The sequence below is a fragment of the Prevotella sp. oral taxon 299 str. F0039 genome (genome assembly GCF_000163055.2).
Taxonomy (GTDB): Bacteria; Bacteroidota; Bacteroidia; order Bacteroidales; family Bacteroidaceae; genus Prevotella.
In genome coordinates, this window is sequence record NC_022124.1 from 518,557 (window position 1) to 544,350 (window position 25,794).

General features: G+C 37.8%; 13 protein-coding genes and 1 pseudogene. 6 read left to right on the forward strand and 8 right to left on the reverse strand.

The genetic code is table 11. From position 1 onward, the window contains the following. Positions 1–421: 421 nt before the first annotated feature. The 5 genes from HMPREF0669_RS02100 to leuS all read right to left on the reverse strand — a co-directional run bounded on the left by HMPREF0669_RS02100 (position 422) and on the right by leuS (position 7,994). On the reverse strand, positions 422–1,450 hold the full coding sequence (locus HMPREF0669_RS02100) for an acyltransferase family protein (RefSeq protein ID WP_009228545.1): 1,029 nt from the start codon (positions 1,448–1,450) through the stop codon (positions 422–424). Between the two features lie 93 nt (positions 1,451–1,543). Continuing rightward, the gene (locus tag HMPREF0669_RS02105) at positions 1,544–3,547 is read right to left on the reverse strand and encodes a two-component regulator propeller domain-containing protein (protein WP_009228546.1); all 2,004 of its coding nucleotides are present in this window, start codon (positions 3,545–3,547) and stop codon (positions 1,544–1,546) included. Further along, a complete protein-coding gene (locus HMPREF0669_RS02110; RefSeq protein ID WP_009228547.1) occupies positions 3,544–4,149 on the reverse strand; it encodes a non-canonical purine NTP diphosphatase in 606 nt (201 codons plus the stop codon). Before HMPREF0669_RS02110 ends, HMPREF0669_RS02105 begins: the two co-directional genes overlap by 4 nt. Continuing rightward, the gene (locus HMPREF0669_RS02115) at positions 4,115–5,092 is read right to left on the reverse strand and encodes a YitT family protein (protein WP_020967944.1); all 978 of its coding nucleotides are present in this window, start codon (positions 5,090–5,092) and stop codon (positions 4,115–4,117) included. The genes HMPREF0669_RS02110 and HMPREF0669_RS02115 overlap by 35 nt, the downstream gene beginning before the upstream one ends. Before the next feature lie 31 nt (positions 5,093–5,123). Then, positions 5,124–7,994, reverse strand: a complete 2,871-nt coding sequence (gene leuS, locus HMPREF0669_RS02120; RefSeq protein WP_009228549.1) for a leucine--tRNA ligase — start codon at positions 7,992–7,994, stop codon at positions 5,124–5,126. A gap of 597 nt (positions 7,995–8,591) precedes the next feature. Between leuS and HMPREF0669_RS02125 the strand changes: the two genes are divergently transcribed. The 4 genes and pseudogenes from HMPREF0669_RS02125 (at position 8,592) to HMPREF0669_RS02150 (ending at position 16,805) form a co-directional block, all read left to right on the forward strand. After that, positions 8,592–11,792: a glycoside hydrolase family 2 TIM barrel-domain containing protein gene (locus HMPREF0669_RS02125; RefSeq protein WP_009228550.1), complete on the forward strand. Its 3,201-nt coding sequence runs from the start codon at positions 8,592–8,594 to the stop codon at positions 11,790–11,792. A gap of 250 nt (positions 11,793–12,042) precedes the next feature. Next, positions 12,043–13,202, forward strand: a pseudogene (locus HMPREF0669_RS02130) (IS256 family transposase). A 258-nt stretch (positions 13,203–13,460) separates the two neighbouring features. After that, positions 13,461–15,068: an exonuclease domain-containing protein gene (locus tag HMPREF0669_RS10200; RefSeq protein ID WP_232236444.1), complete on the forward strand. Its 1,608-nt coding sequence runs from the start codon at positions 13,461–13,463 to the stop codon at positions 15,066–15,068. Positions 15,069–15,905: 837 nt separating this feature from the next. After that, positions 15,906–16,805 (forward strand): WYL domain-containing protein, encoded by a 900-nt coding sequence (locus HMPREF0669_RS02150; RefSeq protein ID WP_009228554.1) that lies wholly within the window; start codon positions 15,906–15,908, stop codon positions 16,803–16,805. Positions 16,806–16,938: 133 nt separating this feature from the next. Here the strand turns inward: HMPREF0669_RS02150 and HMPREF0669_RS02155 are convergent, their stop codons facing one another. From HMPREF0669_RS02155 to HMPREF0669_RS02165, 3 genes are all read right to left on the reverse strand, one after another. Beyond that, positions 16,939–19,050 carry a S46 family peptidase gene (locus tag HMPREF0669_RS02155; RefSeq protein WP_009228555.1) on the reverse strand — a complete coding sequence of 704 codons (2,112 nt, stop codon included), beginning with the start codon at positions 19,048–19,050 and terminating at the stop codon, positions 16,939–16,941. Positions 19,051–19,084: 34 nt separating this feature from the next. Further along, complete coding sequence (locus HMPREF0669_RS02160; RefSeq protein WP_009228556.1) at positions 19,085–20,581, reverse strand: lipopolysaccharide biosynthesis protein; 1,497 nt, start codon at positions 20,579–20,581, stop codon at positions 19,085–19,087. A gap of 100 nt (positions 20,582–20,681) precedes the next feature. Continuing rightward, the gene (locus HMPREF0669_RS02165; protein WP_009228557.1) at positions 20,682–21,914 is read right to left on the reverse strand and encodes a nucleoside recognition domain-containing protein; all 1,233 of its coding nucleotides are present in this window, start codon (positions 21,912–21,914) and stop codon (positions 20,682–20,684) included. 954 nt (positions 21,915–22,868) lie between these two features. On the opposite strand from HMPREF0669_RS02165, the gene topA reads away from it, so the two are divergent. After that, complete coding sequence (gene topA, locus HMPREF0669_RS02175) at positions 22,869–25,187, forward strand: type I DNA topoisomerase (protein ID WP_009228558.1); 2,319 nt, start codon at positions 22,869–22,871, stop codon at positions 25,185–25,187. Continuing rightward, complete coding sequence (locus HMPREF0669_RS02180) at positions 25,184–25,717, forward strand: shikimate kinase (RefSeq protein ID WP_009228559.1); 534 nt, start codon at positions 25,184–25,186, stop codon at positions 25,715–25,717. The genes topA and HMPREF0669_RS02180 overlap by 4 nt, the downstream gene beginning before the upstream one ends. The last annotated feature ends 77 nt before the right edge of the window (positions 25,718–25,794 follow it).

Genomic DNA, 25,794 nt, shown 5'->3' on the forward strand with positions numbered 1-25,794 from the left:
AAGAAGACAAGAAAGAGCATAGCTTTTGCATCAATTAGAAGGTAAAAGCATTGAGTTGAGGAAGCAAAAGGATAGCTTTTAGCAAGCAAAAGCAATGAGATTAGATGGCAAAAGGAATGTTATTTGTTGAATAAAAGGCGAGAGGTGAACCCTAAAAGCATAGCTTTTGCAGTGAGAACGTGGTGAAGCTGAAAAATAAAAATAGCCCTAATATTTTTATAAAACGATGCTTTTTGCCTATTCTATCGATAAAAATAAGCGATGAAACCGCAACTTTTTAGGGTTGATGAGGCTAAAAATGTTGTAAAAACGACTTAGAATGTAACTCAAAGAGTATCCTTTGAAATGTGAAAGAGTCTAAATAATTTCGCCCTTTAATTTTCCTTTTTGTCTGGTCGCACTGCCATTGCTGTTCAATTGATTATTGCTTGCGCTTAGAACTCCATAAAAAGCCCAAATATTTCTGTATCAAAGTGGCTGCCACAACGATAATAAAGGTAGAGAAAAGAAAGATAAGTGGTAAGAGATAGGGGGCGTTGTTAAAACCCAATCCTATCTTTTCGAATAGCTTAGTGAAAAGAAGTGGAACGCCTCCGCATAGAAAATAGCATATCAAAGAGTGTTTTCCTACATGTTCTATAAAGGTGTTTCGATTGATTTTCTGCGCTATAAAGATGAGTAGAACGATGCCAACTAACATATCTACCATAAAAAGAAGGGGCTGATTGATGAGCAGGGGTGCAATAACTTCGTTGAAGTGGATCTGTGTGCCCACCACTTTTAAAACGATGAAAAGGACTAAAACTAGGGTAAAATGCTTGTTGCTGATCTTGAATGAGTTTTGTTTGGCTATCCAACCCATGCACAAGAAGGGCATAAAAATGAGGGCTTGCACGGCACTCCAATAGTTGTTGTTGGGCTCTGGGTATAGCGTTGCAAGAATGAAGCATGCCAACGACACGATGAAAACGGCTATTTTATTGTCTTTAAACAGCTGAACTAAACCCACGAAGAGCAGTTCTACCACCACAAGGGCGCAGATGAACCAAGACGATTGACCGCTAACTATGTTGAAAAGCGATTCTGAAATGCTTACATCTTGCTGATGAATAAAGGCTTTTGGAAAGGTGAAAAGGGTGCTAAAAAAGAGATAGGGCACCACTAGAGTTCTGAAAATACTTTTTATTTTCTTGCTTACTATAAGGTGGTTGTGCGTTGGAAACAAATAACCTGAAATGAAAACAAAGGCACAAAGCACGTTGGCTACATACCAATTATAAGGCAAAAGGGGGTTGAGAAGGGTGAAATAGCTGTCGGAATGGTCGTAGATGATGAGCAACATACATAGTCCTCGTGCCACATCTAACCACTCGATTCGTGGACTTAAACCCGCTTTTGCATTGTTTTGAATGAGGTGTTGCTCGGTAGTGGTGCTTTGAGAAGGTTTCATCTCTGTTGTTTGGTTAGGACACTTAGCTTGTTTTCTCTTAATAAAAATAGGGTGTAAGGGTGCAAAAGGAAGTGTTGCACCTCGATAAAAGCTTTATCTTATGATGGCAATCTTGGTTACAACGCTCGATTCTCCCTCTGCTGTTGCCGATAAAACAATATACATTCCGCCTGCAACACGTTGCCCGTTTTGGTCGTTTCCGTCCCAAGTAAAGGTGCCACCATTGCTTCTTCCTTCTGCAATCAATGCACCATTGGTGGTGACTATCTTTACATGTGAATCGAAAGCAAGTCCTTTTATGGTAATTAAACCTGTGTAATCGGGTAGCACAGGGTTAGGATAAACTAGCACATCGCTATCGCTTGAGGTGCTTGGAGCATCGGTAGCATCGGTGACATAAGAGCAAAGTCCTTCAGTAGTACCGAAGAATACTTCACCTGTGTTGTTGTTAATGACCATCGATTCGATGGTGTTAGAGAGCAAAGGACTATTTTCTGCAGTGAAATGCTTTAGCTCTTGTAGGTTATCGGCACTGATAAGATAAACACCATTGCCATTAGTTCCAAACCATTTTCTATTGGCTCCGTCTACAACAATACAAGTAATGTCTACCCCACTCAATAAGTAATCGGCAAAGTTGGTGCCGTCGTTGCGGGGAACTTTTATCTGATTAAAGTTCTCGCTACCACTTCTTATCTGCGAAGGGGTGAGCATAACAGGGCCATTTCCTGTGCCAATCCACATGTTTTGCTGTTTGTCTTCAGCCACACAATGCACTCGTCCTTCGCCTAAAGCCACTCCATCTTGATTGTAAAAGGTAGAGTAGAGCTTCAATTGGTTGGTTTTTGGGTTGAAATAAGCTAAGCTCTTGTTGTCCCAGTGGTCGTTAACAAACCAAAGAAGGTTGCGTGAGTCCCAAGTGAGGTTGGTGAGAACACGGAACGAATAGCCGTTAGCAAAAAGCGCATCTTGATGCAAATCGTCCCAAGAACCATCGCTGTTGAGGCGAAGTAGCGATGTGCCATCGGGGTTATTGCTATTGAGTACGTATAAATTTCCTTGTGAATCGAACGAGATACTCAATGTAATAACGTAGTTGGGCTTATTGGATTTGAAAGCTTTGAGCGGACTATTGGTATAGGTATAGTGCTTAATAAACTTACCATCTCTAAACTCGTATAAACCAGTTCGACCTGATGCAAACACATGTTGTGCGTCTTTAGGGTCTACAGCCACTGATGTTATAGACACATAAGGTATATTTGATGTCTTAGTTGTTAAGTCATCTTCATAAAAAGTCCATTTTTGTCCATCGTAAACCTGAACTGCACCTGGGGTAGAGGCATCAATAATGGAACTGAATCCGCCTGGAACGGTGTAGAGGGTATTGCCCTTTAGAGTTATGAAAGCAAAACTATTGTATTGCGCTCCCTTGGGTTTCACCTTATTAATAACGGCAAGGTCGCTGGCATTGAGCTGCTTGTTAAGGGCAACATAGGCTCCCACTACGCTCCAATTGCTTTTGTCTTGTGGGTTAGATGCAAGCGAACAAGCCATCAACCCCCTTGTGGGTATGGCTGCATAAAGTTGGTTCTTGGCTATATAAGCATATTCTACCGACTCGTTAAGGAAATAAGTGTCGCTGAATTCGGCATTCTTTGTGTTGATTTTAAGAATGCCAAAGGCAGTGGAAAGATAAGCAAATACACCATTATTGTAAATAGAGTGTATCGTTTTATCTTCGGTCATTGCCTTTAAATAATAATCGGGAAGATTCTCGATCTTGCCATTTTCAGAAAGAAGATCGATGTTATTGTTTTTATAAACGATAACTAGTTTGCGTGAACTTTTATTCCATTGAATAGCTTTTATGCCCGTATCGCTTAGTCCGTTGGTTTTATCATAAGTGTAAATGCTTCCATCTTTTGTGTTATAAGAATATAAACTGCTTGATGCAAGCACGTAATAAATTTCTCCAACGTGTTCTATTTCAGTGGTATTGTGATAGGCTAGATAGTTCTTCCACGTTCCAACTGGAGCGCAAAAGGCTATTAACGATGTTAATAAAAGAATACTGCAAGCTAATATTTTCTTCATTCTTTAATATAATCTTCTAGTTCTTTGGCAAAGTTTTTCACGGCTCTTGCACGGTGAGAAATCTCATTTTTAATGTCCATTCCTAGCTCTCCAAAAGTTTGGTCGTATCCTTCTGGAATGAAGATGGCATCGTATCCAAAGCCAGCTGTTCCCCTTTTGTGGGTGGTGATGCTACCATTTACAATGCCTTCGACAAGCGAAACTTCTTTTTCACCAGTGACTTTGTTTTTGCGAATGAATGCTATAACGGTGCGAAAGCGTGCCTTGCGATTGCCTATACCATCAAGATTTTCTAGCACTTTCTGTATGTTGGCTTCGCTATCGTGTCCTTCTCCGCCTGCATATCGTGCACTATAAACGCCAGGTTCGCCATTAAGTGCTTCTATTTCAAGACCAGTATCGTCGGCAAAGACATTGGTATGGAAATGATTCCACACATAGTTGGCTTTGATTAAAGCATTCTCTTCTAGTGTAGTTCCTGTTTCTGGGATGTCTACTTCGCAACCAATTTCTTTTAAACTATTTACCTCACAAGCCTCGTTAAGAATGTCTCTTATCTCAGAAAGCTTATGATTGTTGTTGGTCGCAAACACTATTTTCATCAGTTCCTCCATCTTTGCTTGTTACTTGTTTTAATTTTTTCTTTCGGGCTTTACGCACTTTCATCTCGTCGAATCCTTGTCCATAGACACCAATAACTGCACTCTGACTTACAAAGGCGTTAGGGTCTATCATCTTGATGAGGAAGAATATGTGTTGACTTTCGTATTTTTTTGCCAAAACGCACAATACTTTTACTTCGTTTCCAGTATACCAACCGTGTCCATCTAATATGGTTACACCATGGTAAAGTTCTGTTCCGATAGCTTCCGCAATCTCTTTATACTTACGAGAGAATATCAAGAACTGCACAGACTCACGTCTACTGTTCATCACAAAGTCGAGAACAAAACATTCAACAGCCATTGAACTCACACCAAGAACAATTCTCTTCCAATCGTTAAACACGAAATAAGAAGTTGAAATGATTGCTATATCGACAATGATGAGCACAGTTCCAAGTGAAAGGTTGTGATATTTGTTTACAACTGCAGCAACAATATCAGTTCCACCCGTTGAACCATTGTGAAGAAAAACGATAGATAAGGCGGTTCCTGTTATGCAACAACCAATGATAACCGACATAAATTCTTGACCAGGACCAAGAATTTGAAACATAGTGCCATCGGGTTGAGTCACCATTCCCTGAGCAACACTAACGAAGAAGCCAAGTACAAAGATTGCATAGATGGTCTTAGCCATGAACTTAAAGCCCAAGACAAAGAGTGCAACCACAAGAAGCACGGCATTGATGGGCATATATGTATAAGCAATAGGTATCTTTGTTGCGAAGAAAATCAAAGCAGAGATACCTGTAACACCACCTGTTACAATTTTATAAGGTAATAAAAATACAGTCCAAGCAAAGGTATAAAGGAGTAAACCTAAAGTAATGAAAGTATAATCCTTAATCTCTGCGTACACCATTTCTCTGTGTAAATTCATAAATAGTATTGTTTTCGTGTTTAAATAGTTATCATCCTTTTAGTACAATGTTCACAATCTTCTTCGGAACTACAATCACTTTCACTATTGTCTTGCCATCGATGTATTTAATAGTACGCTCGTCTTGCAAAGTGATAGTTTGTATTTCGTCTGATGAAGCGTTGGCTGCGAAGTTCATTTGGAAACGTGCTTTGCCATTAAATGATATGGTAAGCTGTTGCTCATCTTCAACAAGATAAGCCTCATTTACTTGTGGCCATACTGCATCGCATACGCTGTTAGAATGTCCGAGTAAGCTCCAAAGCTCTTCACTGATGTGAGGTGCGAATGGATTAAGCAATATAACAACTTGCTCGAGCAATTCTTTATTGTGGCATTTAAGCTGAGATAGCTCGTTAACGCAAATCATAAAGGCAGAAACAGCAGTGTTAAACGAGAAGTTTTCAATGTCTGCTGTAATCTTTTTGATGAGCTTGTGCACAGATTTTAATTGTTCTTTTGTTGCGGGTTCGTCGTTAATTGTCAACTGATCGCTTTCTCTATTGTCAAAGAATAAGCCCCAGAATTTCTTTAAGAAGCGGTGACATCCATCTATTCCGTTGGTGTCCCATGGTTTACTTTGCTCTAAAGGACCAAGGAACATCTCGTAAAGTCGCAGTGTGTCGGCACCATATCGTTCTACAATCATGTCGGGATTAACTACGTTGAACATCGATTTTGACATCTTTTCGATTGCCCATCCACAAACATACTTATCGTTTTCAAGAACGAATTGTGCATTCTTGAACTCTGGACGCCATGCTTTAAATGCGTTAATATCTAAGACATCGCCCGACACAATGTTCACATCTACGTGAATAGGTGTGGTGTCGTATTGGTCTTTTAGATTGAGAGAAACAAATAAAGGAGCTTCTTTATCGCTGTCTTTTACACGGTAAACGAAGTTAGAACGACCTTGAATCATTCCTTGATTCACAAGTCTTTCGAATGGTTCTTCGGTCTTTGCCGTTCCTAAGTCAAATAAAAATTTATTCCAGAAACGTGAATAAATAAGGTGACCAGTGGCATGTTCAGATCCACCAAGATATAAATCTACATTCTTCCAGTAGTTAACCACATCGCCACTAACAAGTTCATTAGTGTTAGCAGGATCCATATAGCGAAGATAGTAAGCACTACTTCCTGCAAAACCAGGCATTGTGTTCAATTCAAGAGCAAACACCTGTTGGTTGTCTATTAAGCTCTTGTCTACCACTTGGCGGTTCTTTTCGTCCCAAGCCCATAGCTTTGCACGTCCTAAAGGTGGTTCTCCGCTTTCTGTTGGCTCGTATTTGTCGATTGTAGGCAACTCTAATGGAAGACAATCTACAGGAAGTGTGTAAGGAATACCATTCTTATAATATACAGGGAAAGGCTCTCCCCAATAGCGTTGACGTGAGAATGTAGCGTCACGAAGACGATAATTCACCTTAACTCTACCGAGATTATGTTGTGCAATGTATGCTTTTGTGGCCTTAATAGCTTCTTTTACAGTTAAACCATTAAGTACTAAGCCTTCATTTGCTTTGAATTCAGTTTCTAACTCGGCAACAGGACTATTCATTACAATACCCTCTTTGGCGTCAAAACTTTGCTCGCTAACGTCTGCTCCTTCAATTAATGGAATGATAGGAAGATCGAAATGTTTAGCAAAAGCGTAGTCTCTGCTGTCGTGAGCGGGTACTGCCATGATTGCACCAGTGCCATATCCTGCCAAAACATAATCGCTAATCCAAATAGGAACAGCTACCTTTGTGAGTGGATTGATAGCGTATGAACCCGAGAAAACACCACTTACACGGCGATCGGAGATTCTTTCACGTTCTGTTCTTTTCTTTGTTTCTGTGATATATGTTTCAACTTCAGCTCTTTGTTCGTCTGTTGTTACGAGATTAACATATTCACTTTCGGGAGCAAGCACCATGAATGTAACTCCATAAATGGTGTCTGCACGAGTTGTAAATACGGTTATAGGGAGATCGTTTGATTGTAATCTGAATTCTACTTCAGCACCTTCTGAACGACCAATCCAGTTTCTTTGGGTTTCTTTTATTGAGTCGGTCCATTGCAAATTGTCAAGACCTTCCAATAAACGTTGTGCATAAGCCGACACTCTTAGGCACCATTGTAACATGTTGCGTTGTACTACAGGGTGACCGCCACGTACACTTAATCCATCAACGACCTCATCGTTAGCTAGCACTGTGCCCAAAGCAGCACACCAGTTTACTTTTGTTTCAGCCTGATAAGCAATGCGATAATGCATTAAGAAACGTTGTTGTTCTTCTTCATTCATCGCTTTCCACTCTTCAGCAGAAATGCTTTCCTCATTCGAAGTTGCTGCATGAAGGTTGTTTGTGCCGTCTTTTTCTAGTTGCTCAATAAGAGAATTGATAGGCAAAGCCTTGTTTTTATCGGTGTCATAGTAGCTTTCGAACATCTTAATAAATGTCCATTGAGTCCAATGATAGTATTTAGGATCGCAAGTTCTAACTTCTCTTTCCCAATCGAAAGAAAAGCCAATCTTGTCTAACTGGCCACGATACCTCTCTATATTTTGTTGAGTTGTTATCAAAGGATGTTGTCCTGTTTGAATGGCATATTGCTCTGCAGGGAGTCCATAAGCATCGTATCCCATAGGATTCAACACATTAAAGCCCTGCAAACGTTTGTATCTTGCAAAGATATCTCCTGCAATATAACCTAGCGGATGGCCCACATGAAGACCTGCACCCGAAGGATATGGAAACATATTGAGTACATAATATTTTTGTTTCTCATTGTTTTCTTGAACACGATACGTATTGTTCTTAACCCAATAGTGTTGCCATTTCTTTTCGATTTCTCTAAAATTGTATTCCATCTTTTTCCTTTTGTGCAGTGATTGTTATGAAAGTTAACGAAAATCGTTATCGATTGTATAATATATTAATGTACAAAGTTAGTATAAAAGTAATAAATGAACAAATTTATTATAGGGCTTTTAAAGCCTCTTATTTGCTTTTTTATCTATAAAATATAGATAGCATGGATACTAAAGAATACGTATTATGAAGCAAAAGGTGATAAATCATAAGTAAACCTATGCCTTTTTTCTTTAAACATGTCAGTTTTTTTATGGAAATCTTCGATGAAATGGAACTTTTATTCACAGATGTATGTTCCGAATACCTCCCAATATCTCAAAAAGAACTATTGTAAATATAATATAAAAGGAGAGGCTTGTGGAGTATAAGAAAATAGTTAACAGACTATGGACTTTATTTTTGTAATCAATTGTTTTCCTTTTGTTTACAAAATAGGATGAGTCTTTAAAATAAGAAAATGAGCAATAAGACATAAAAGAGGACTCTATAAAAAACGTTTGATTTCAATAATGATTTATAAAAAACAAGAATATCGTCTAAAAACATTTCTTTTTACTTATATTTGCATCAACTTAAATCATAACAACCTATACATGATAAAATCATTTATTACGGCTGCCCTACTTTTTAGCGCAGCTTCTGCTAGTGCTACGGTTGTACCTACGTTTACAGAGTGGCACGACATGAGTGTGAATGAATTGAACAGATTTCCTGTTCATACGTCGTTCTTTATGTATGAAAATGAGAACAGTGCTTTAAAAGGACTTCAGGAGCAATCGAGCAATTATTTGTCTTTGAATGGAAAATGGAGCTTTAAAGGTGTTGAGAACGCAAACGAACGACCAACCGATTTCTATAAACTTGATTACAATGATTCTTCTTGGGGAACAATGCCTGTTCCTGGCAACTGGGAATTAAACGGATTTGGCGATCCTGTCTATGTAAATGTGGGCTTTCCATGGCGTGGTCATTTTAAGAATAACCCACCAATGGTTCCAACAGAGCATAACAGAGTAGGGTCATATCGTAGATATATTGATGTTCCAAGTAACTGGAATGGCGAGCAAATCATTGCGCATTTCGGATCAGTAACATCAAATATCTATCTTTGGGTAAACGGACAATTCGTTGGTTATGCTGAAGATTCGAAGCAAGCTGCTGAGTTTGATGTTACACCTTATATTAAACCAGGAAAGAACCTCATAGCTTTCCAAACATTTAGATGGTGTGATGGAACCTATTGTGAGGATCAAGATTTCTGGCGTTTGTCGGGTGTTGCACGTCAAAGTTATTTGTATAAACGTAGTAAAACAACCAATGTAAACGACATACGTTTTGTTGCAGACTTGAAAAACAATTATACAGATGGAACACTCTCTATCACCAAAAATGCCAATAACAACGTAGTTACTCGTTATCGCTTGCTTGATAAGAATGGAAACCTCGTTCTTGATGCTACATCTGCAGACAAACAAAACCTTTATGAAATAAAGAATGTTCGCCAATGGAACGCAGAAGATCCTTATCTCTACACCCTTTTAGTAGACGTAATGCGTAAAGAGGTTATCGGAAAGGGTAAAGGTAAGAACGCAAAAGTGCAATATACCACAGTGGGAGTTATTCCTTTTAAAGTTGGTTTCAGAAATGTTTCTATGCAAGGAAGCCAAGTTTGGGTAAACGGAAAGCCTGTATTCTTTAAGGGAGCCAATCGTCATGAAGTAGATCCACTAAATGGTTATGTTGTAACTCGTGAGCGTATGATAGAAGATATCAAGCTGATGAAACGCTTTAACATCAATGCAGTACGTACATGTCACTATCCAGACGATCCAATGTGGTACGACCTTTGCGACGAATATGGTATCTATCTATGCGCAGAAGCAAACCAAGAGAGCCATGGTTTCCATTATGGTGACGATGCTATATCAAAGACTCCACTCTTTGCTAAGCAGATATTAGAGCGCAATCAACACAATGTTCTAACCAATTTCAATCATCCAAGTGTTATTTTCTGGTCACTTGGAAACGAAACTGCAGATGGTCCTAACTTCGTTGCTGCATACAATTGGATTAAAGAAATGGACTCTTCTCGTCCTGTTCAATTCGAAAGAGCAATTAAGAACAGCCATACAGATATTTTCTGTCCAATGTATAGAAGTCAAAAGGAAATGGAAGATTATGTTAAGTCTACTGCTCCTGAAGATCAACGTCCACTTATTCAGTGCGAATACTCTCACGCTATGGGTAACTCAAGTGGAGGATTCAAAGAATACTGGGATATCATTCGTCAATATCCTAACAAACTTCAAGGTGGTTTCATTTGGGACTTTGTAGATCAAGGATTGCGCAAAACTGATGACAAAGGAAACGTTATCTACACTTATGGTGGCGACTTTAATACTTACGATCCAAGTGATAACAACTTTAACTGTAATGGTTTGGTTAATCCTGATCGTATTCCTAACCCCGAAGTATTTGAAATTGGCTATTTTTACCAAAATATTTGGGTGAAGAATGTTAATATAGAGAAGAAGGAAATCACAGTGTTCAATGAGAATTTCTTTAGAGATTTATCTAACTATGCCTTGAAATGGGAAGTTGTTGCTAATGGAAAGAAAATGCAAAATGGTGTAGTTGAGCATCTAGACATTGCTCCACAAACATCTAAGGTGATTGCATTGCCATTAGAAGACATCAACTATCCAAATCACGAAGTATTCTTAAATGTTTCTTTTGTTTTGAAGAATGCAGAGCCATTGATGGAAAAAGGACAAGTAGTTGCATACGATCAGTTCTTGCTTCAAGAAGGTGTTATGCCTTTCCAAGGTTGTTTCTCTATGGCAAACTGTGAGAAAGGTGTGAAAGTTGACAATAAGATGAAAGTGCAAGATAATAAGAAAACCAACGAGCTTACAGTGCAAAATTCTAAGTTTAGTCTCACTTTCAATAAGCAAAATGGCTATCTCACCTCTTATAATATAGACAATCAAGAAATGATTGCTAAGGGTGGAACACTTAAACCAAACTTCTGGAGAGCTCCAACCGATAATGATATGGGTGCAGGCATACAACAAGACTACGCAGTTTGGCGTAATCCTGAAATGCAACTCACAGCATTCGAGGTTCAAAAAGAAAAGCAAACAACAGATAATAAGCAAACAATTATAAAGGTAAAGGCTAGTTATGATATGCCAAAAGTAGAGGCTAAGCTGTTCTTAACCTATACCATTTATCAAACAGGTCAGGTAGATGTAGAAGAAACCATGCAGACAACACCAGGAAAGAAAAACCCTGATATGTTTAGATTTGGTATGTTGATGCAAATGCCTTACGATATGGAGCAATCTACATTCTATGGAAGAGGTCCTGTAGAGAACTACTCAGACCGTAAACAATCACAGCTAATAGGTATCTATAAGCAAAATGTAGACGATCAATTCTTTGCTTATGTGCGTCCACAAGAAACAGGAACAAAGAGCGATATACGTATTTGGAAGCAAACAGATAAGACAGGTCAGGGATTATTTATTCGTCCATTAGAGCCTTGTTCAATGAGTGCTTTACACTATAACATCGAAGATTTAGACGATGGTGAAAAGAAAACACAACGTCATAGTCAACAAGTTCCTAAGTCGCAATTCACCAATTTGTGCATAGATGCATGTCAAGCAGGTCTTGGAGGTGTAGATTCTTGGAGTAAACGAGGCATTGCTCTTGAGCAATACCGCATCCATTGCATCGACAGAACCTTTAAGTTTAGCATGGGTAAAGCAAAAAGATGTTGCAAGAAATAAAATAGAAAGTTAGTTTAAAGTATATCAAGAAAGGTGTAACAGCCTCTCTATTGAGCTTCTACCTCTAGTCATGAAGGTAGAAGCTCTTTTCGTTTTATCTTCTAATAGTTGTTACATCACATTTATAATCTATTGTCCATTTAAAATAAATAAGATAACCAGAATAAATAAAGATAAAGGTAGTGTACTAAAAAGTGTGTAAGTCCATATTTTTCTTATCTTTGTATAGCTAAAAAAATAATAATAAAAAATAGAACTTACACATTCACAAATTCCGGAAATTATTTCTGATTACACAAGCAGTAGTGAAGGTTTTGTTACTCTTCAGTCTTTAATTATGAATTCTTTAATGAATCATGAACGTAAATTATTCGTTAAAGAACATGAAGGTGAGCAATGTAATGACTTTCGTTCTCGTCGTTGGTATAGTCATAGATTTGAGTTTTCTCTTCGTATTCCTCGTAGTCGCAGTGGAAATTTCTATCCTGTTCTTTTAGGCTTAATCCGTAGTGAAAGTGAAGAACGTGCAAAGTTGTTCAATCTTCTTTGCACCAAAGGTCTTACTACTGAACAAATAGGTGAAATATCTGATGCAATTTATGGACGCACTTATAGTAAACAACAAGTCTCTTATTTGAGTACCAATTGCCGTAAAGATGTTGAACAATGGCTCAATCGCAGACTTTCTTCTCATTATTTAGCCATTTATATTGATGCTACTTTCATTACTATTCGCAGAGACAAACAAGTATCCAAAGAGGCTTATTATACCCTTTTAGGGGTTTTAGAAGATGGAAGTAGAGAGGTGTTAAGTGTTGTAAATCACCCTACTGAAGGGGCGATATGCTGGAAAGAAGAGCTTGAAGAGTTGAAAGAACGAGGAGTAACTCAAATAGATTTAGTGGTATCGGATGCACTTCAAGGAATAGAGAACGCTGTCTGTGCAGCTTTTCCTCAAACTTCACATCAGTTTTGCGTTGCTCATGTGAAGCTACAAATACTAAATTGTGCCTTTTATAAAGACAAATCATAGATGGAAGAAGAACTCAAAGAGCTATTTACTTTGAAAAACAAAGAGATGAAATCTTTGTTAGGATATCAACAATTTATTACTTTTGTAGTCAGATGGGAAAAGAAATATCCTGTATTAAAGAAGTATAAAGCAGAAAGAAACATAGCTTACTTTACTTATATGGACTTTCCTATACAAGTACAAAGGTGCATATATACGACAACTGGATTGAAAGACTCAATAGAAAATATAAGAGAACAATAAAAATGAGGACGTCAATGCCAACAAGTAAGTCAGTGCTTTTCCTACTTGCAAGTGTTGCAATGCAAGAAACAAAAACAACATATGTAAGAAAAATTCATCAATGGAAATCCTGGAAAAACAACAAAGAAATATAAATAATAAACGAAGAAAAGAAATTTAAGATTACACACTTTCTAGGACAGTACCCCCTACCTTCGCTTCAAACTCGGTGAGTTTATCAGTTTCGGTGAGAGGCGGACGAATATCTACGGCAAGATGAAGCCACGCGAGGTTATCTCGATGGAAAGTGCTTTGGAATTGTTATAATTAAATAAGCTATTAAAATGAATAATTATAGCCAAATTTTTCAACAAGAGATAAAATGTGCGTATTTATATTACAATTCATTGGGAATGAATGTAATGAAAATTTTTAGGAGTGAGGTTGGAGAATATTCGTTTAACCCATCGTCCATTAATTATCAAAAGCAGCAAACAGCAGCCTCTTTGATAAATAGTCAAATGGACTATTGTAGTGGAATTGCACTTATAACAGGTTGGAATAAATATCATGCAATTACTGTGCATGATATTCATGACCTTGACTCTTCATATTTTTCGTGGCGTAATGAATTAAAGGACATTAATGGGTACATTGTTCAGTTTCTCAAAGAACTTAGGCTTCCTGTTGATTATCCTTGGGTAATCATAAATAAAAATGGGACAGGCTTTTCTATAATTTTCACATCGGAAGCAATATTAACTGATATTCACAACATGATATTCACACCAAGGGTCGTAGATGTTGTTGATGGCGAAAAAATTAAACATTTCCAAAAACTTGAATTGGAATGGGATGGTCATATTCTCATGCCTCCAACGGAGATTAATGATGAAATGTATTATTTTAGGGATAACATCTATCCCGAATCATCACCTCTAAATGTGAATTTATCATATATAGACTTGTTGATTACAGATTTTATTGATAACTACTCATTCAATCAATATAAAAATGGTACACGAGTTTATAAATTGTATGAGAAGAGCACTAAGTTTTTTACATACAAGGATTATTGTAATCATAACTTCTATGATAATCTTGAATGGATAAAACAATGTAATACAAGAGACTCTCTTGATGCTTTAGGTGTAGCATATGCCTTAGGTAGAGGAGTTGAAGTAGACAAAGCTAAAGCAGTAAAATATTTTAAGTCTGCAGACTACTCCGTCTCTTATTTTAACCTTGCCAGTTTGATAGCTGGTGGAGTAATTGAGGGTACTCTTCAAGATGTAAGGTATTACCTTGACAAAATCAGAGATGATATAGATTTTGTTGAAACATGGACAGAAGATGAGGATGGCAATAGTTTTCCTGAAAGTAGCCATTGTGAACTGATTTATGACAATGCTGAAAAATATTGCTTTCGGGAGCAACTATATCTATTTTTCGACACGGAAACCACAGGCATCCCGAATGACTATAATGCTCCAAGCGAGGACACAAACAATTGGCCAAGATTAGTTCAAATAGCATGGTTGATTACTCGTGAAAATGGAGACATATATAAAGAGCTTCAATCAAGAATAATTTCTCCAGAAGGTTTTAGGATACCGCAGTCCTCAATTAACATACACGGAATAACTCAGGAAAAAGCAGTAGAAGATGGCGAAGATTTATGTGATGTTCTAAATGATTTTGTAAATGACGTTGACTATAATGATGTCATTTTAGTTGGGCATAACATCTATTTCGACATTCATGTCGTTACAGCTGAGCTAATAAGAAATGACATGATAGATGAGAAAGAAACCTTGGAGAAGATAAATAAAATCTGTACGATGAAGAAGTCTACTGATTTTTGTAAGATTTCGGGCTTGTACGGCTACAAATATCCAAAACTTCAACAATTGTATTATAAACTTTTTGGAGAAAACTTTGATAATGCACATGATGCTGGCTCTGATATAGAGGCTACCAGAAAATGTTTCTTTGAATTAAAGCGAAGAGGTATTCTATAAACAATAATCTCATAATACTTACAAGCAAGTCTTGGATCCGCCATTAGGCGACACCAAGACTTGCTTTCTTTTTTATAGGTAGTCGCTTTGCTTTGGCGGACACTTTGTCCGCCCACTGGTAGGCTACCGCCCATTGTTGATATGCCCAAGGGAGGAGAGAGTGAGATAGGTAGTGTACTAAAAAAGTGTGTAAGTCCATATTTTTCTTATCTTTGTATAAGCAAAAAAAATAATAAAAAAATGGAACTTACACATTCACAAATTTCGGAAATTATTTCTGATTACACAAGCAGTAGTGAAGGTTTTGTTACTCTTCAGTCTTTAATTATGAATTCTTTAATGAATCATGAACGTAAATTATTCGTTAAAGAACATGAAGGTGAGCAATGTAATTTCAAATAAATTGAACATCGAATGTTCTCTATTTCTAAATAAAGTCGTTTTCTATATCCTATAGAAGGCGATTTTACTTTTTGGGAGTAGACTAACAAATATAGCTTTAAAGTTCGTCCATTTCTCTGCAATTATGGTGCCTCTTCGTTGAATAAGTGTGTATATCTCGTTCTAAAGCTCAGATTAGGATAGGCCAACTCATCACCAATGTTTGTTGTATGCCATGCCCCCTCCTTCAAAAAGCATTGCTTTTGCAGTGTAATAACAATCCTTTTGCATGCTAAAAGCATTGATTTTAAGCTGTAAACACATTGTTTTTAGGAGTGTTGAATGAACGATTGTAAATGCAACATGTAAAAGTTTTATGGTGAGATGGAAATTTTTTAGCAAAAAGAGCTTAGTAGTTGTCACTTTTTTATACCTTTGTTTTATACAAACAAGCCTATGAACAAGTACGGAAATGAACTAGAACTGATACTACTTCTAACCGATAACCATGAGCACGACACACAAGAGCTAGCCAACAGTTTAGGAGTTACGCAACGGAATATCTACTATTATTTCGAAAACTTAAAAAAGTATGGGTTTAAAATCATTAAGAATAGAACTAAATATCGCTTAGATCGAAGGAATCAATTCTTTCGAAAGCTAAACGATAGTATTGCTCTGAACGATTCCGAAGCTATGTTTCTTTATCAAATGTTGATGGGACAAGATGATAAAAATAACATGGTGCAGTCTATAAAAGTTAAGTTCGAACGATTTTATAACCTTGAGTTATCAACCAAACCAGCACATCTAAAAAGGCGAAGACGCAACATTCAGAAGCTGAGAGAAGCGATGGAATCGCATAAAATGGTGCGTTTACGAAGTTATTCATCACCTCATAGTAAAACAAAAACCGACCGCATTGTTGAGCCTTTCTTGTTTCTTAATAACGAAAATGAGGTGCGTTGCTTTGAATTAAAAACACATGTCAATAAAACATTCAAAGTGTCTAGAGCTCACGATGTAGAGATTTTAGATGTAGATTGGATGCACGAACACGAGCATAAGGAACTTTTTACCGATATATTTATGTTCTCGGGCGAAGAAAAACAATCTATATGTCTCGAACTTGGTCAGCTTTCACACAATCTTTTAATTGAAGAATATCCCCTTTCAGAAACCTATTTAGAGGAAATAGGTGACGAACGTTGGTTGTTAAAGACCGAAGTGGTGAGCTTAGTGCCTGTTGTTCGCTTCGTATTAGGGCTCTTCCAAGACATTAAAATTATAGAGAATGTAGAATTAAAGAATCTTGTTGAGGCGCAAATAGCGCAGATGCACAAGATGATTGTTTAGCGAATTGCAAATAAGAAAAACAGCGATTTAATCGGTAATTTATCTCTTTCGAGAAGTAAACCCACGTCGATTAAATCGCTGTTTTTTTTGTGTTATGTTCATAGGGCAAGTGTTTTTGCCCTATGAAGCATATTTATTGAGCGTTGATTTCTTTTAGTAAGCGATCTGCATGTCCCCATTTATCCATTAGATAAAGCATATAACGCACATCAACTCCAATGCAACGAGCAAGGCGAGCATCAAAGTTTATGTCGCTAGAAAGGCTATCCCAGTTGCCATCGAAAGCCAAACCAATGAGCTCTCCCTTACCATTAAAGATTGGAGAGCCGCTGTTTCCGCCAGTAATATCATTGGTAGTTAAGAAACAAAGTTGTAAATCTTTACTTGAATTGTCGGTATATTTACCGAAATCTTTAGCCGAAAGCAATTCTTTTAATATAGGCTCTGCACGATAATCGTATACTTCTTGGCTTCTATTCATTTTCTTAACGATAGTAGGAGCGGTTGTAAAATAACCCGAATTATTACCACCTAAATCGTAACTTTTCACTTGTCCATAGCTCAAACGCATAGTAAAGTTAGCGTCAGAATAGTGAGGCATGTCTTCTTCCATGCGCAATTTGGCAGCGCAAAGATATTTTTCTTGTAGTTCAATGCTGTCGTTGATTGCATTTAATCCATGGCTTAAAGCACCACGAATATCGAGTAAGTCTAGACCGAAAAGAACACCTGGGTCGGTTAAAGCCTTCTTCTTATAGACATAAATCTTAGTGTTCTTCTTCATCAAAAGAGATTTGTTGTATAGATAATCTACATATTTAACGTAGTTACCGCCGAACTTTTGATCTATTTCAGTGTAGAATTTAGGCAAGTATTGCTTGTCAACATGTTCTCTATAATTCTTCAAAAGCACGCCAAGAACTTCCTTGTCGAGAGCTTTGTCCCATGCATCTTCATTGTTTCCAAACTCGATGAATTGGGCTTTTTTGTTGTTTTTAGAGCCTTTAATCTCCATTTTATTAAGGTGATTAGCACGGTCTACAAACTCACCAGTGCCGTGGAAAGTTTCTCTAAAGTAACGCATTGTGCGCATAAGGTCGAATCGTTGTGCGTAAAGAGTAGCCATACGATCGAAGTTAAGTTTTCCTTTTAGGTAGCCAGTGCTATCTTGCCATCTTCTTAAACGATTCTCATAATCTTTCTTTTGGTTGATAATACCGATAGAATCGATACATTTGTTCATACCAATAGAGTTTTTCCAATAGTTCGCACTGCGTGCAAATTTAGAGTCATACTTAATTCTTACAGCCTCACTAGCACGCATGTGGCGGGTCATTACCTCTTGTTTAACACCTCTAACTTGTGCTGTTGGCTCGTTAATAGCATCTCTTCTCTCCTTAATACCATAAGAACTGAGATATCTATTGGTGCTTCCTGGGTAGCCAATGGTCATTGCAAAGCTGTCTTCTGCATAGCCTTGGAGCGAAACAGGAGCCCAATGAGCTGGTTTGTAGGGTACATTGTCTTTGCTATATGCTGCTGGTTTGTTTGTTTTTGGGTCGGCATAGATACGGAAAACGCTGAAATCACAGGTCTGACGAGGCCACATCCAGTTGTCAGTTTCGCCTCCAAACTTACCCATTGACTTGGGAACGGTGAACACAAGACGTACATCTGTGAAGTCTTGATATGTAGTTGCGTAGTATTTGTTGCCCTCATAGAACGCATCGATATTGACATGATAAGTTGAGTCGATAGCTTTTGCTTTGCGAGTAAGCACATTTTCGAGCGAATCGATGAGCACTCCCTTTTGTGCATGGGTCTTTTTATCAATTCCAAGAGCCTCTAATTCGCTTGTAATGTCCTTTTGTTCAATCATAAACGACACGAAAGTATCTTTGTTAGGCAATTCTTCTGCATACGACTTAGCATAGAATCCGTCTCTCATATAATCGTGTTCAACGGTTGAATGACTACGAATAGCCTCGAAACCACAATGGTGATTAGTGAAAACAAGCCCATCTGGCGACACAACCACACCCGAACAATAGCCCGAAAAGTTCACAACACCTTTCATAATGGCGTCTTTCCCCTTATAAATACTATTGTAAGGAAGGTCGAATCCTTGTCCTTTCATCTGTTGATAAACGGCTTGTGGAAGGTTATAAAGCGTCCACATACCCTCATCTGCCTTAGCTATTAGGGTGCAAGCAATGGCAAATAATACTAAAAGAGTTTTCTTCATACTTTTTGTTATTTGTCTTTATTTGAGTTTTTAATTATCCTTTTTTGAAATATTTTCCTATCACTGGCATTCTACTTAGTGGTAGATCGTGATATATAATGTGTGCAACGAACGCAAAGATAATGAGCGTATTCACTGCAAGGGCATGTATCTTAGGAAGATATTGATTGCTATAAGTAATGGCAATGAAGAAGAATATAGTCATAAGAACATATATTCCGATGCTTTTTAAGGGGTAATTGATAGGGAATTTCTTTTGTCCTACAAAGTAAGAGAGCGTCATTGCTGTTGCATATCCAATGAAACCAGCCCACGCACACGCCATATAGCCATATTGAGGCACAAATATTATATTGATAAGCACCAACACAAAGCAACCAATACCAGAGAAATAAGCTCCCCAAATGGTCTTATCAATCAGCTTATACCAAAAAGATAGGTTGAAATAAACGCCCATCATAATCGTTCCAGCCATCACAATAGGCACCACTTTCAATCCTTCCCAATAGTCTCTACCGATGATATGGCGCAGAATATTGATGTAACCCATCACCACAATGAATGCAAGTAGGGTGAAAATGATAAAGTATTTCATCGCAATAGCATAAGTTTCACGATTATCTTTATCGTTTCCCTTACCAAAAACAAAGGGTTCGTAGGCATAACGAAATGCTTGTGTAATCATTGCCATAATCATTGCAATCTTACTAGCAGCGCCATAGATTCCCAATTGTTGATGAGCTTCGCCCCCTTTGTATAGATATGGGAAGAGAATAAAGTCGGCAGTTTGATTCAATATACCTGCAATTCCAAGAATAAGGATAGGCCAACTATAAGATAACATGCGCTTAGCCAGTTTCTTATCGAATGTATATTTAAATCCAGTTAATTCCTTATAGAAGAAGAAAGTGATGCTTGCCGTACACACAAGGTTGATATAAAAGGCATAACCAACGCCCGTTTCAGGACTATAAACATGCTGAATGATATCGGGATAGCTGTTATATAAAGCAGGTAGCACCACAAAATAGAGTAAGTTCAATGCAATGTTGAAAGCAATGAATAAGAGTTTGAGTGCAGCAAACTTGATAGGACGCTTTTTATAACGTAGATATGCGAAAGGAATGCATTGAAAAGCGTCGATAGAAACAGTGGCAGCCATTACCCAAACGTATGAACTATGGTCGGAATAGCCCATTACTCCCGATATAGGTTGTAAGAAAATAGACACCAAAACGATGAATAATAGCGAGGTAAAGCCCACCATTATGAGTGAAGAAGAATATACTTTCTGTGGATCTTCATTGGTTTTGTTGGCATATCTAAAGAAAGTTGTTTCCATTCCATATGTCAAAATCACCAGAAGAAGGGCAGTATAGGCATATAAATTCGTGATAATTCCATAGCCACCACTTGCTGCAGAGATATTAGAAGTGTATAAAGGAACAAGTAAATAGTTGAGAAAACGACCTAAAATACTGCTCATTCCGTAAATAGCAGTATCCTTTGCGAGTGATTTTAAATTAGCCATAAAACCGTGTTTTGATTGTATTTATTTCGCTATTACTGTGTTATGATGTGATAACAACAAATGCAAAGTTACGAAAAGATAAATGTATTGTGTTGCAAAACTATGAGAAAAAGAAGTAAGCAATGGCTATTGCAGCAATTACTCCCGCTAAATCTGCCAGCAAACCGCATGCAACTGCGTGGCGAGTTTTGCGTATTCCCACACTTCCAAAGTACACAGCTAAGATGTAAAAAGTAGTGTCTGTAGAGCCTTGGAAAATGCAACTCAATCGTCCAACGAACGAATCTGCACCATAAGTGTTCATTGCATCCACCATCATTCCACGTGCTCCGCTACCCGAAAGAGGCTTCATAATAGCCGTTGGCAATGCATCTACAAAACTTGCGTCTACTCCAAGCGATGCAATTGTCCAGCGAATAGAACCTATTAAAACGTCCATTGCGCCCGAAGCTCTAAACACTGCAATGGCAACCAGTATGGCAACGAGATAGGGAATGATGCGTATTGCGGTGTTAAATCCTTCTTTTGCGCCCTCAATAAAGGCATCGTACACGTTAATTCGCTTTCTAACACCTGCTAAAATAAAGCAAATAATGATAGACATTAGTATGATGTTAGCACTAAGTGTGCTCACTTTGTTCATTGTGTCTTTGTCTAATTGACCCAAACCCCAAATCAATCCACATACCACCGCAAGCATTCCGCCAAGTGTTAGTAATAGCGTTTTGTTGAAAAGATTGATGCGTTGATAGATAGAAGTGATAATGATTCCTGCCAAAGTCGAGAAGAATGTGGCAATAAGAATAGGTATAAAGATGTCAGTTGGTTGCAAAGCACCTGCCTGAACACGATAAACCATGATAGAAACAGGTATAAGTGTTAAGCCCGAAGTGTTCAAAACAAGGAACATAATCATTTCGTTACTCGCCGTATCTTTCTCTTTATTGAGCGATTGAAGTTGTTCCATAGCTTTTAAACCCAATGGTGTTGCGGCATTGTCGAGCCCTAACATGTTGGCAGCGATGTTCATAAAGATGCTACCTGTTGCGGGATGACCCTTTGGAATGCTTGGAAATAGCTTAGTAAACACAGGACTTAGAACTCGAGATAAGATGTTAATTACACCGCCTTGCTCTCCAATTCGCATCACACCTAGCCACAATGATAGGGCACCTGTTAAGCCAATGCTGATTTTAAAGGCAGTTTCTGCCGATTCAAAAGTACTGTTCATCATGGTTGTAAATACGTCGGTGTCGCCCATAAAAATCACTTTTACGAGTCCTACAACGAACGCAATGATGAAAAAGCCAATCCAAATATAATTTAATACCATGCAACAAAGTTAGTAGAAATAGGAGATAACTCAAAATAAAACCATCTTTTTATGAGCCAAGCTCATTGTGTAAGTCTTGCAAAGCAAGAACTCTGTTCCGTTATAAAAATCCCATTTTGGTGTAATTAATCTGTATTTTCTTGCTTTAATCAAACAAAGAGTAAAATAAAAAGTACCATTTCACCGAATAAAATAATGCCGATGAAATCTATAAAAATACGATTTAATCGTTGTTTTGATTTCAATAGAAAAGGAGAAGATGATGGAGTTCATGTCTTTTAAATGAAAACTGGAAGAGAAGTACTAAATAATCTAAAAATAGTATAGGATGAAAAGCGAAATGAAGGCGTTTTTTTTATCTTGAAAAGCTAAGTTTCTAAATGATAAAAATATATGAGGTTGAAAAATAAAAGAGAGTCTTTGTAAATGATAATAATCGATAAAATGGGTGTTTTTATGGGGAAATGAGCTTAAAAGCATTGCTTTTAGTTAGCAAAGTCAATGCTTTTAGAAAATAAAAACAATGTATTTGGAGTGCAATTCGATAGCTATTATGACGAAAGAAAAGAGTGTTTTGTTACAAAATCAATCTTTTTAGTTGCTAATGAACGTGCGCTCGTGCGTGAGCATGTGCTCTGTTATTTTTCTAAAAGCATTCTTTTTGTGTCTTTTCTTGTTGTTCTAGTTCCCATTTGGGGCTGTAAGGTGGAGTATAAAACATCAAAAAGCATCAAAAAAATATCTAGAATAAAACCAATATCCACATTTTAAAAAGGCAAGAAATGTTAAGATATATAGTGTTTGGCATACCACTTGTTAGTGAAGGTGGGCTAACAAAAATGCATTAAGTAAAATCTAAAAGTTTAAAAAAACACAAAAAACACTCTATGTAATAATGTATAAGTAGACTTTTTATTTATTTTGCAACCAAAATTAAAATACTATCTCATTGATATGCAACAGAATTTAGTTATCGTAGAGAGCCCCGCTAAGGCAAAAACAATAGAGAAGTTTCTTGGAAAAGAGTTTAAGGTGATGTCTAGTTATGGACATATACGAGATTTAAAGAAAAAAGAAATCAGTATAGATCCAAAGAGTTTAGATCCTTGTTATGAAGTTCCTGAAGAAAAGAAGAAACTTGTTTCAGAATTAAAACGAAATGTAGAACAAAGTAAAACGGTTTGGTTAGCATCCGATGAGGACCGTGAAGGAGAAGCTATTGCATGGCACTTGTGCGAGGTTTTAGGGTTAGACGAAGAGAAAACCAATAGAATTGTGTTTCATGAGATAACAAAAACAGCCATACTTCATGCGATAGAAACACCTCGTCAGCTTGATATGAACTTGGTAAATGCACAACAAGCACGTCGAGTTTTGGATAGATTGGTGGGCTTCAAGCTATCTCCAGTGTTGTGGAGAAAGGTAAAACCAGCTCTTTCTGCAGGTCGTGTGCAAAGTGTTGCCGTACGTTTGATTGTTGAAAGAGAACGTGAGATACAAGCATTCAAAACCGAACCCTATTATAGAGTGAATGCTATCTTTGTGTTGAAAGATGGAGAAGGGAATGTAACAGAACTTAAAGCAGAATTGGATAAACGCTTTAAGAATCACGAAGAGGCTGTTTCTTTCCTTGAAAAAAGTAAAGATTCAACCTTCCAAATCGCATCAATAGCAAAGAAACCGCTAAAGAGAATGCCTGCACCACCATTCACAACATCGACACTTCAACAAGAAGCTGCACGCAAATTGGGCTTTACAGTGTCGCAAACAATGATGGTTGCGCAACGTCTTTACGAAGGTGGACACATTACATACATGCGTACCGACAGCGTGAACCTATCTACTTTGGCTCGAGGAGCAGCGAAAGAAGAAATAGAAAAGCTATATGGTGAGTCGTATAGTCGCTCTCGCAACTATCAAACTCATGCAAAAGGCGCACAAGAAGCACACGAAGCTATTCGCCCAACCTATATGGATAAAACGCAAATAGATGGAACTGCGCAAGAAAAAAGATTGTATGAGTTGATTTGGAAGCGCACCATTGCAAGTCAAATGGCAGAGGCTCAAATCGAGAAAACAACCGTGTCGATAAACGTTAGCGGTGCAAACGAGAGCTTTACCTCTGTTGGTGAGATGATAACATTTGATGGATTTTTGAAAGTTTATCGTGAATCTACCGATGACGATGATGCAAATGCAGACGAACAATCGCATGTTTTGCCTGCAACTCTTAAAGAAGGCGACTTGTTAGAACGTAAAGAAATTGTTTCAACTGAACGCTTTAGCATGGCTCCAGCACGCTATACAGAAGCAAGTTTGGTGCATAAAATGGAAGAATTGGGTATTGGACGCCCATCAACATACGCTCCAACTATCAGTACTATACAACAAAGAGAGTATGTAGTGAAAGGAGATAAAACAGGAGAAGAACGCACTTATGTGGTGGATGTCTTGAAAAATGGCAAGATAACATCGACAACTAAGAAAGAAACAGTGGGCAATGAAAAGGGCAAACTCTTACCTACTGACATTGGTTCTGTGGTGAACGATTTCCTAACAGCTAACTTCTCAGACATCGTAGACTACAACTTTACGGCAAAAGTAGAAAGTCAATTCGACCTTATTGCAGAGGGAAAAGAGACTTGGAAGGAAATGATGAAGACCTTTGACGACGAGTTTGAACCTACTGTTGATAAGGTGATGAATGCTCGTTCGGAGCATAAAGCAGGCGAAAGACAATTGGGTTTAGAGCCTAAAACAAATAAACCCGTATTTGTTAAGATAGGACGTTTTGGTCCAGTTGTGCAGATTGGTAGTGCAGGAGATACTGATAAACCTCGCTTTGCACAAGTTCCTACAGGAAAGAGTATTGAAACAATCACTTTAGAAGAGGCTCTTGAATTGTTTAAATTGCCAAGAGTTCTTGGTCAATTCGAAGGCGAAGACGTTATAGTTGGTGCAGGAAGATTTGGTCCTTATATTCAACATAACAAGCAGTATATATCTCTTCCAAAGGGAGAAGACCCAATGTCGGTTACTTTAGGACATGCTGTTGCGTTAATAGAAACAAAGAGATTGCAAGAGAAACAACGTCACTTGAAAGACTTTGGCGAAGGGGTTAACCTCGAAATCCTTAACGGACGTTATGGACCTTACATCTGTTACGAAGGAAAAAACTATCGCTTGCCCAAAAACTTACATGCAAAAGCAGCAGAATTGACCTATGGTGAGTGCATGGATGTTGTGAAAGCATCGGCAGAAAAGAAGAAATGAAACGTATAATCATTATCGGTTATATGGGCGCAGGCAAAACAACTGTGGGCTATGCACTATCTAAACTCACTGGTTGGACATTCTATGACCTCGATTGGTATATAGAAAATCGCATGCGAAAAAGCGTTAGTGAACTCTTTGAAGAACGTGGAGAAGAAGGCTTTCGACAAATAGAAGTAAACATGTTGCACGAAGTTGCCGAATTCGAAAACGTGATAATTAGCTGCGGAGGGGGCACTCCTTGCTTCTACAATAATATCGATTATATGAATGAACAAGGCGAAACGATTTATTTAAAGGCGTCTCCTGAGGTGCTCTTTAAGCATATTAAGATGACAAGAGTGCCACGACCACTCCTCAAAGACAAATCTCCTGAAGAAGTAAAGGAATTTATTAAGGAGCAAATAGCTCATCGAGAACCATTCTATTTAAAAGCAAAACATGTGTTCGACATCAACTTACTCGACACAAGAAAAGAGATAATTGCTTCTGCTTCTCGCCTAAAAGAAATGATTGGGTTACCAGATTAAAAGGCTGTTTGTGTGTGGATAAATTAAAGGAAAAATTCTATTAAAAAGAAATCCATACAAAACATAGGATAAAACAA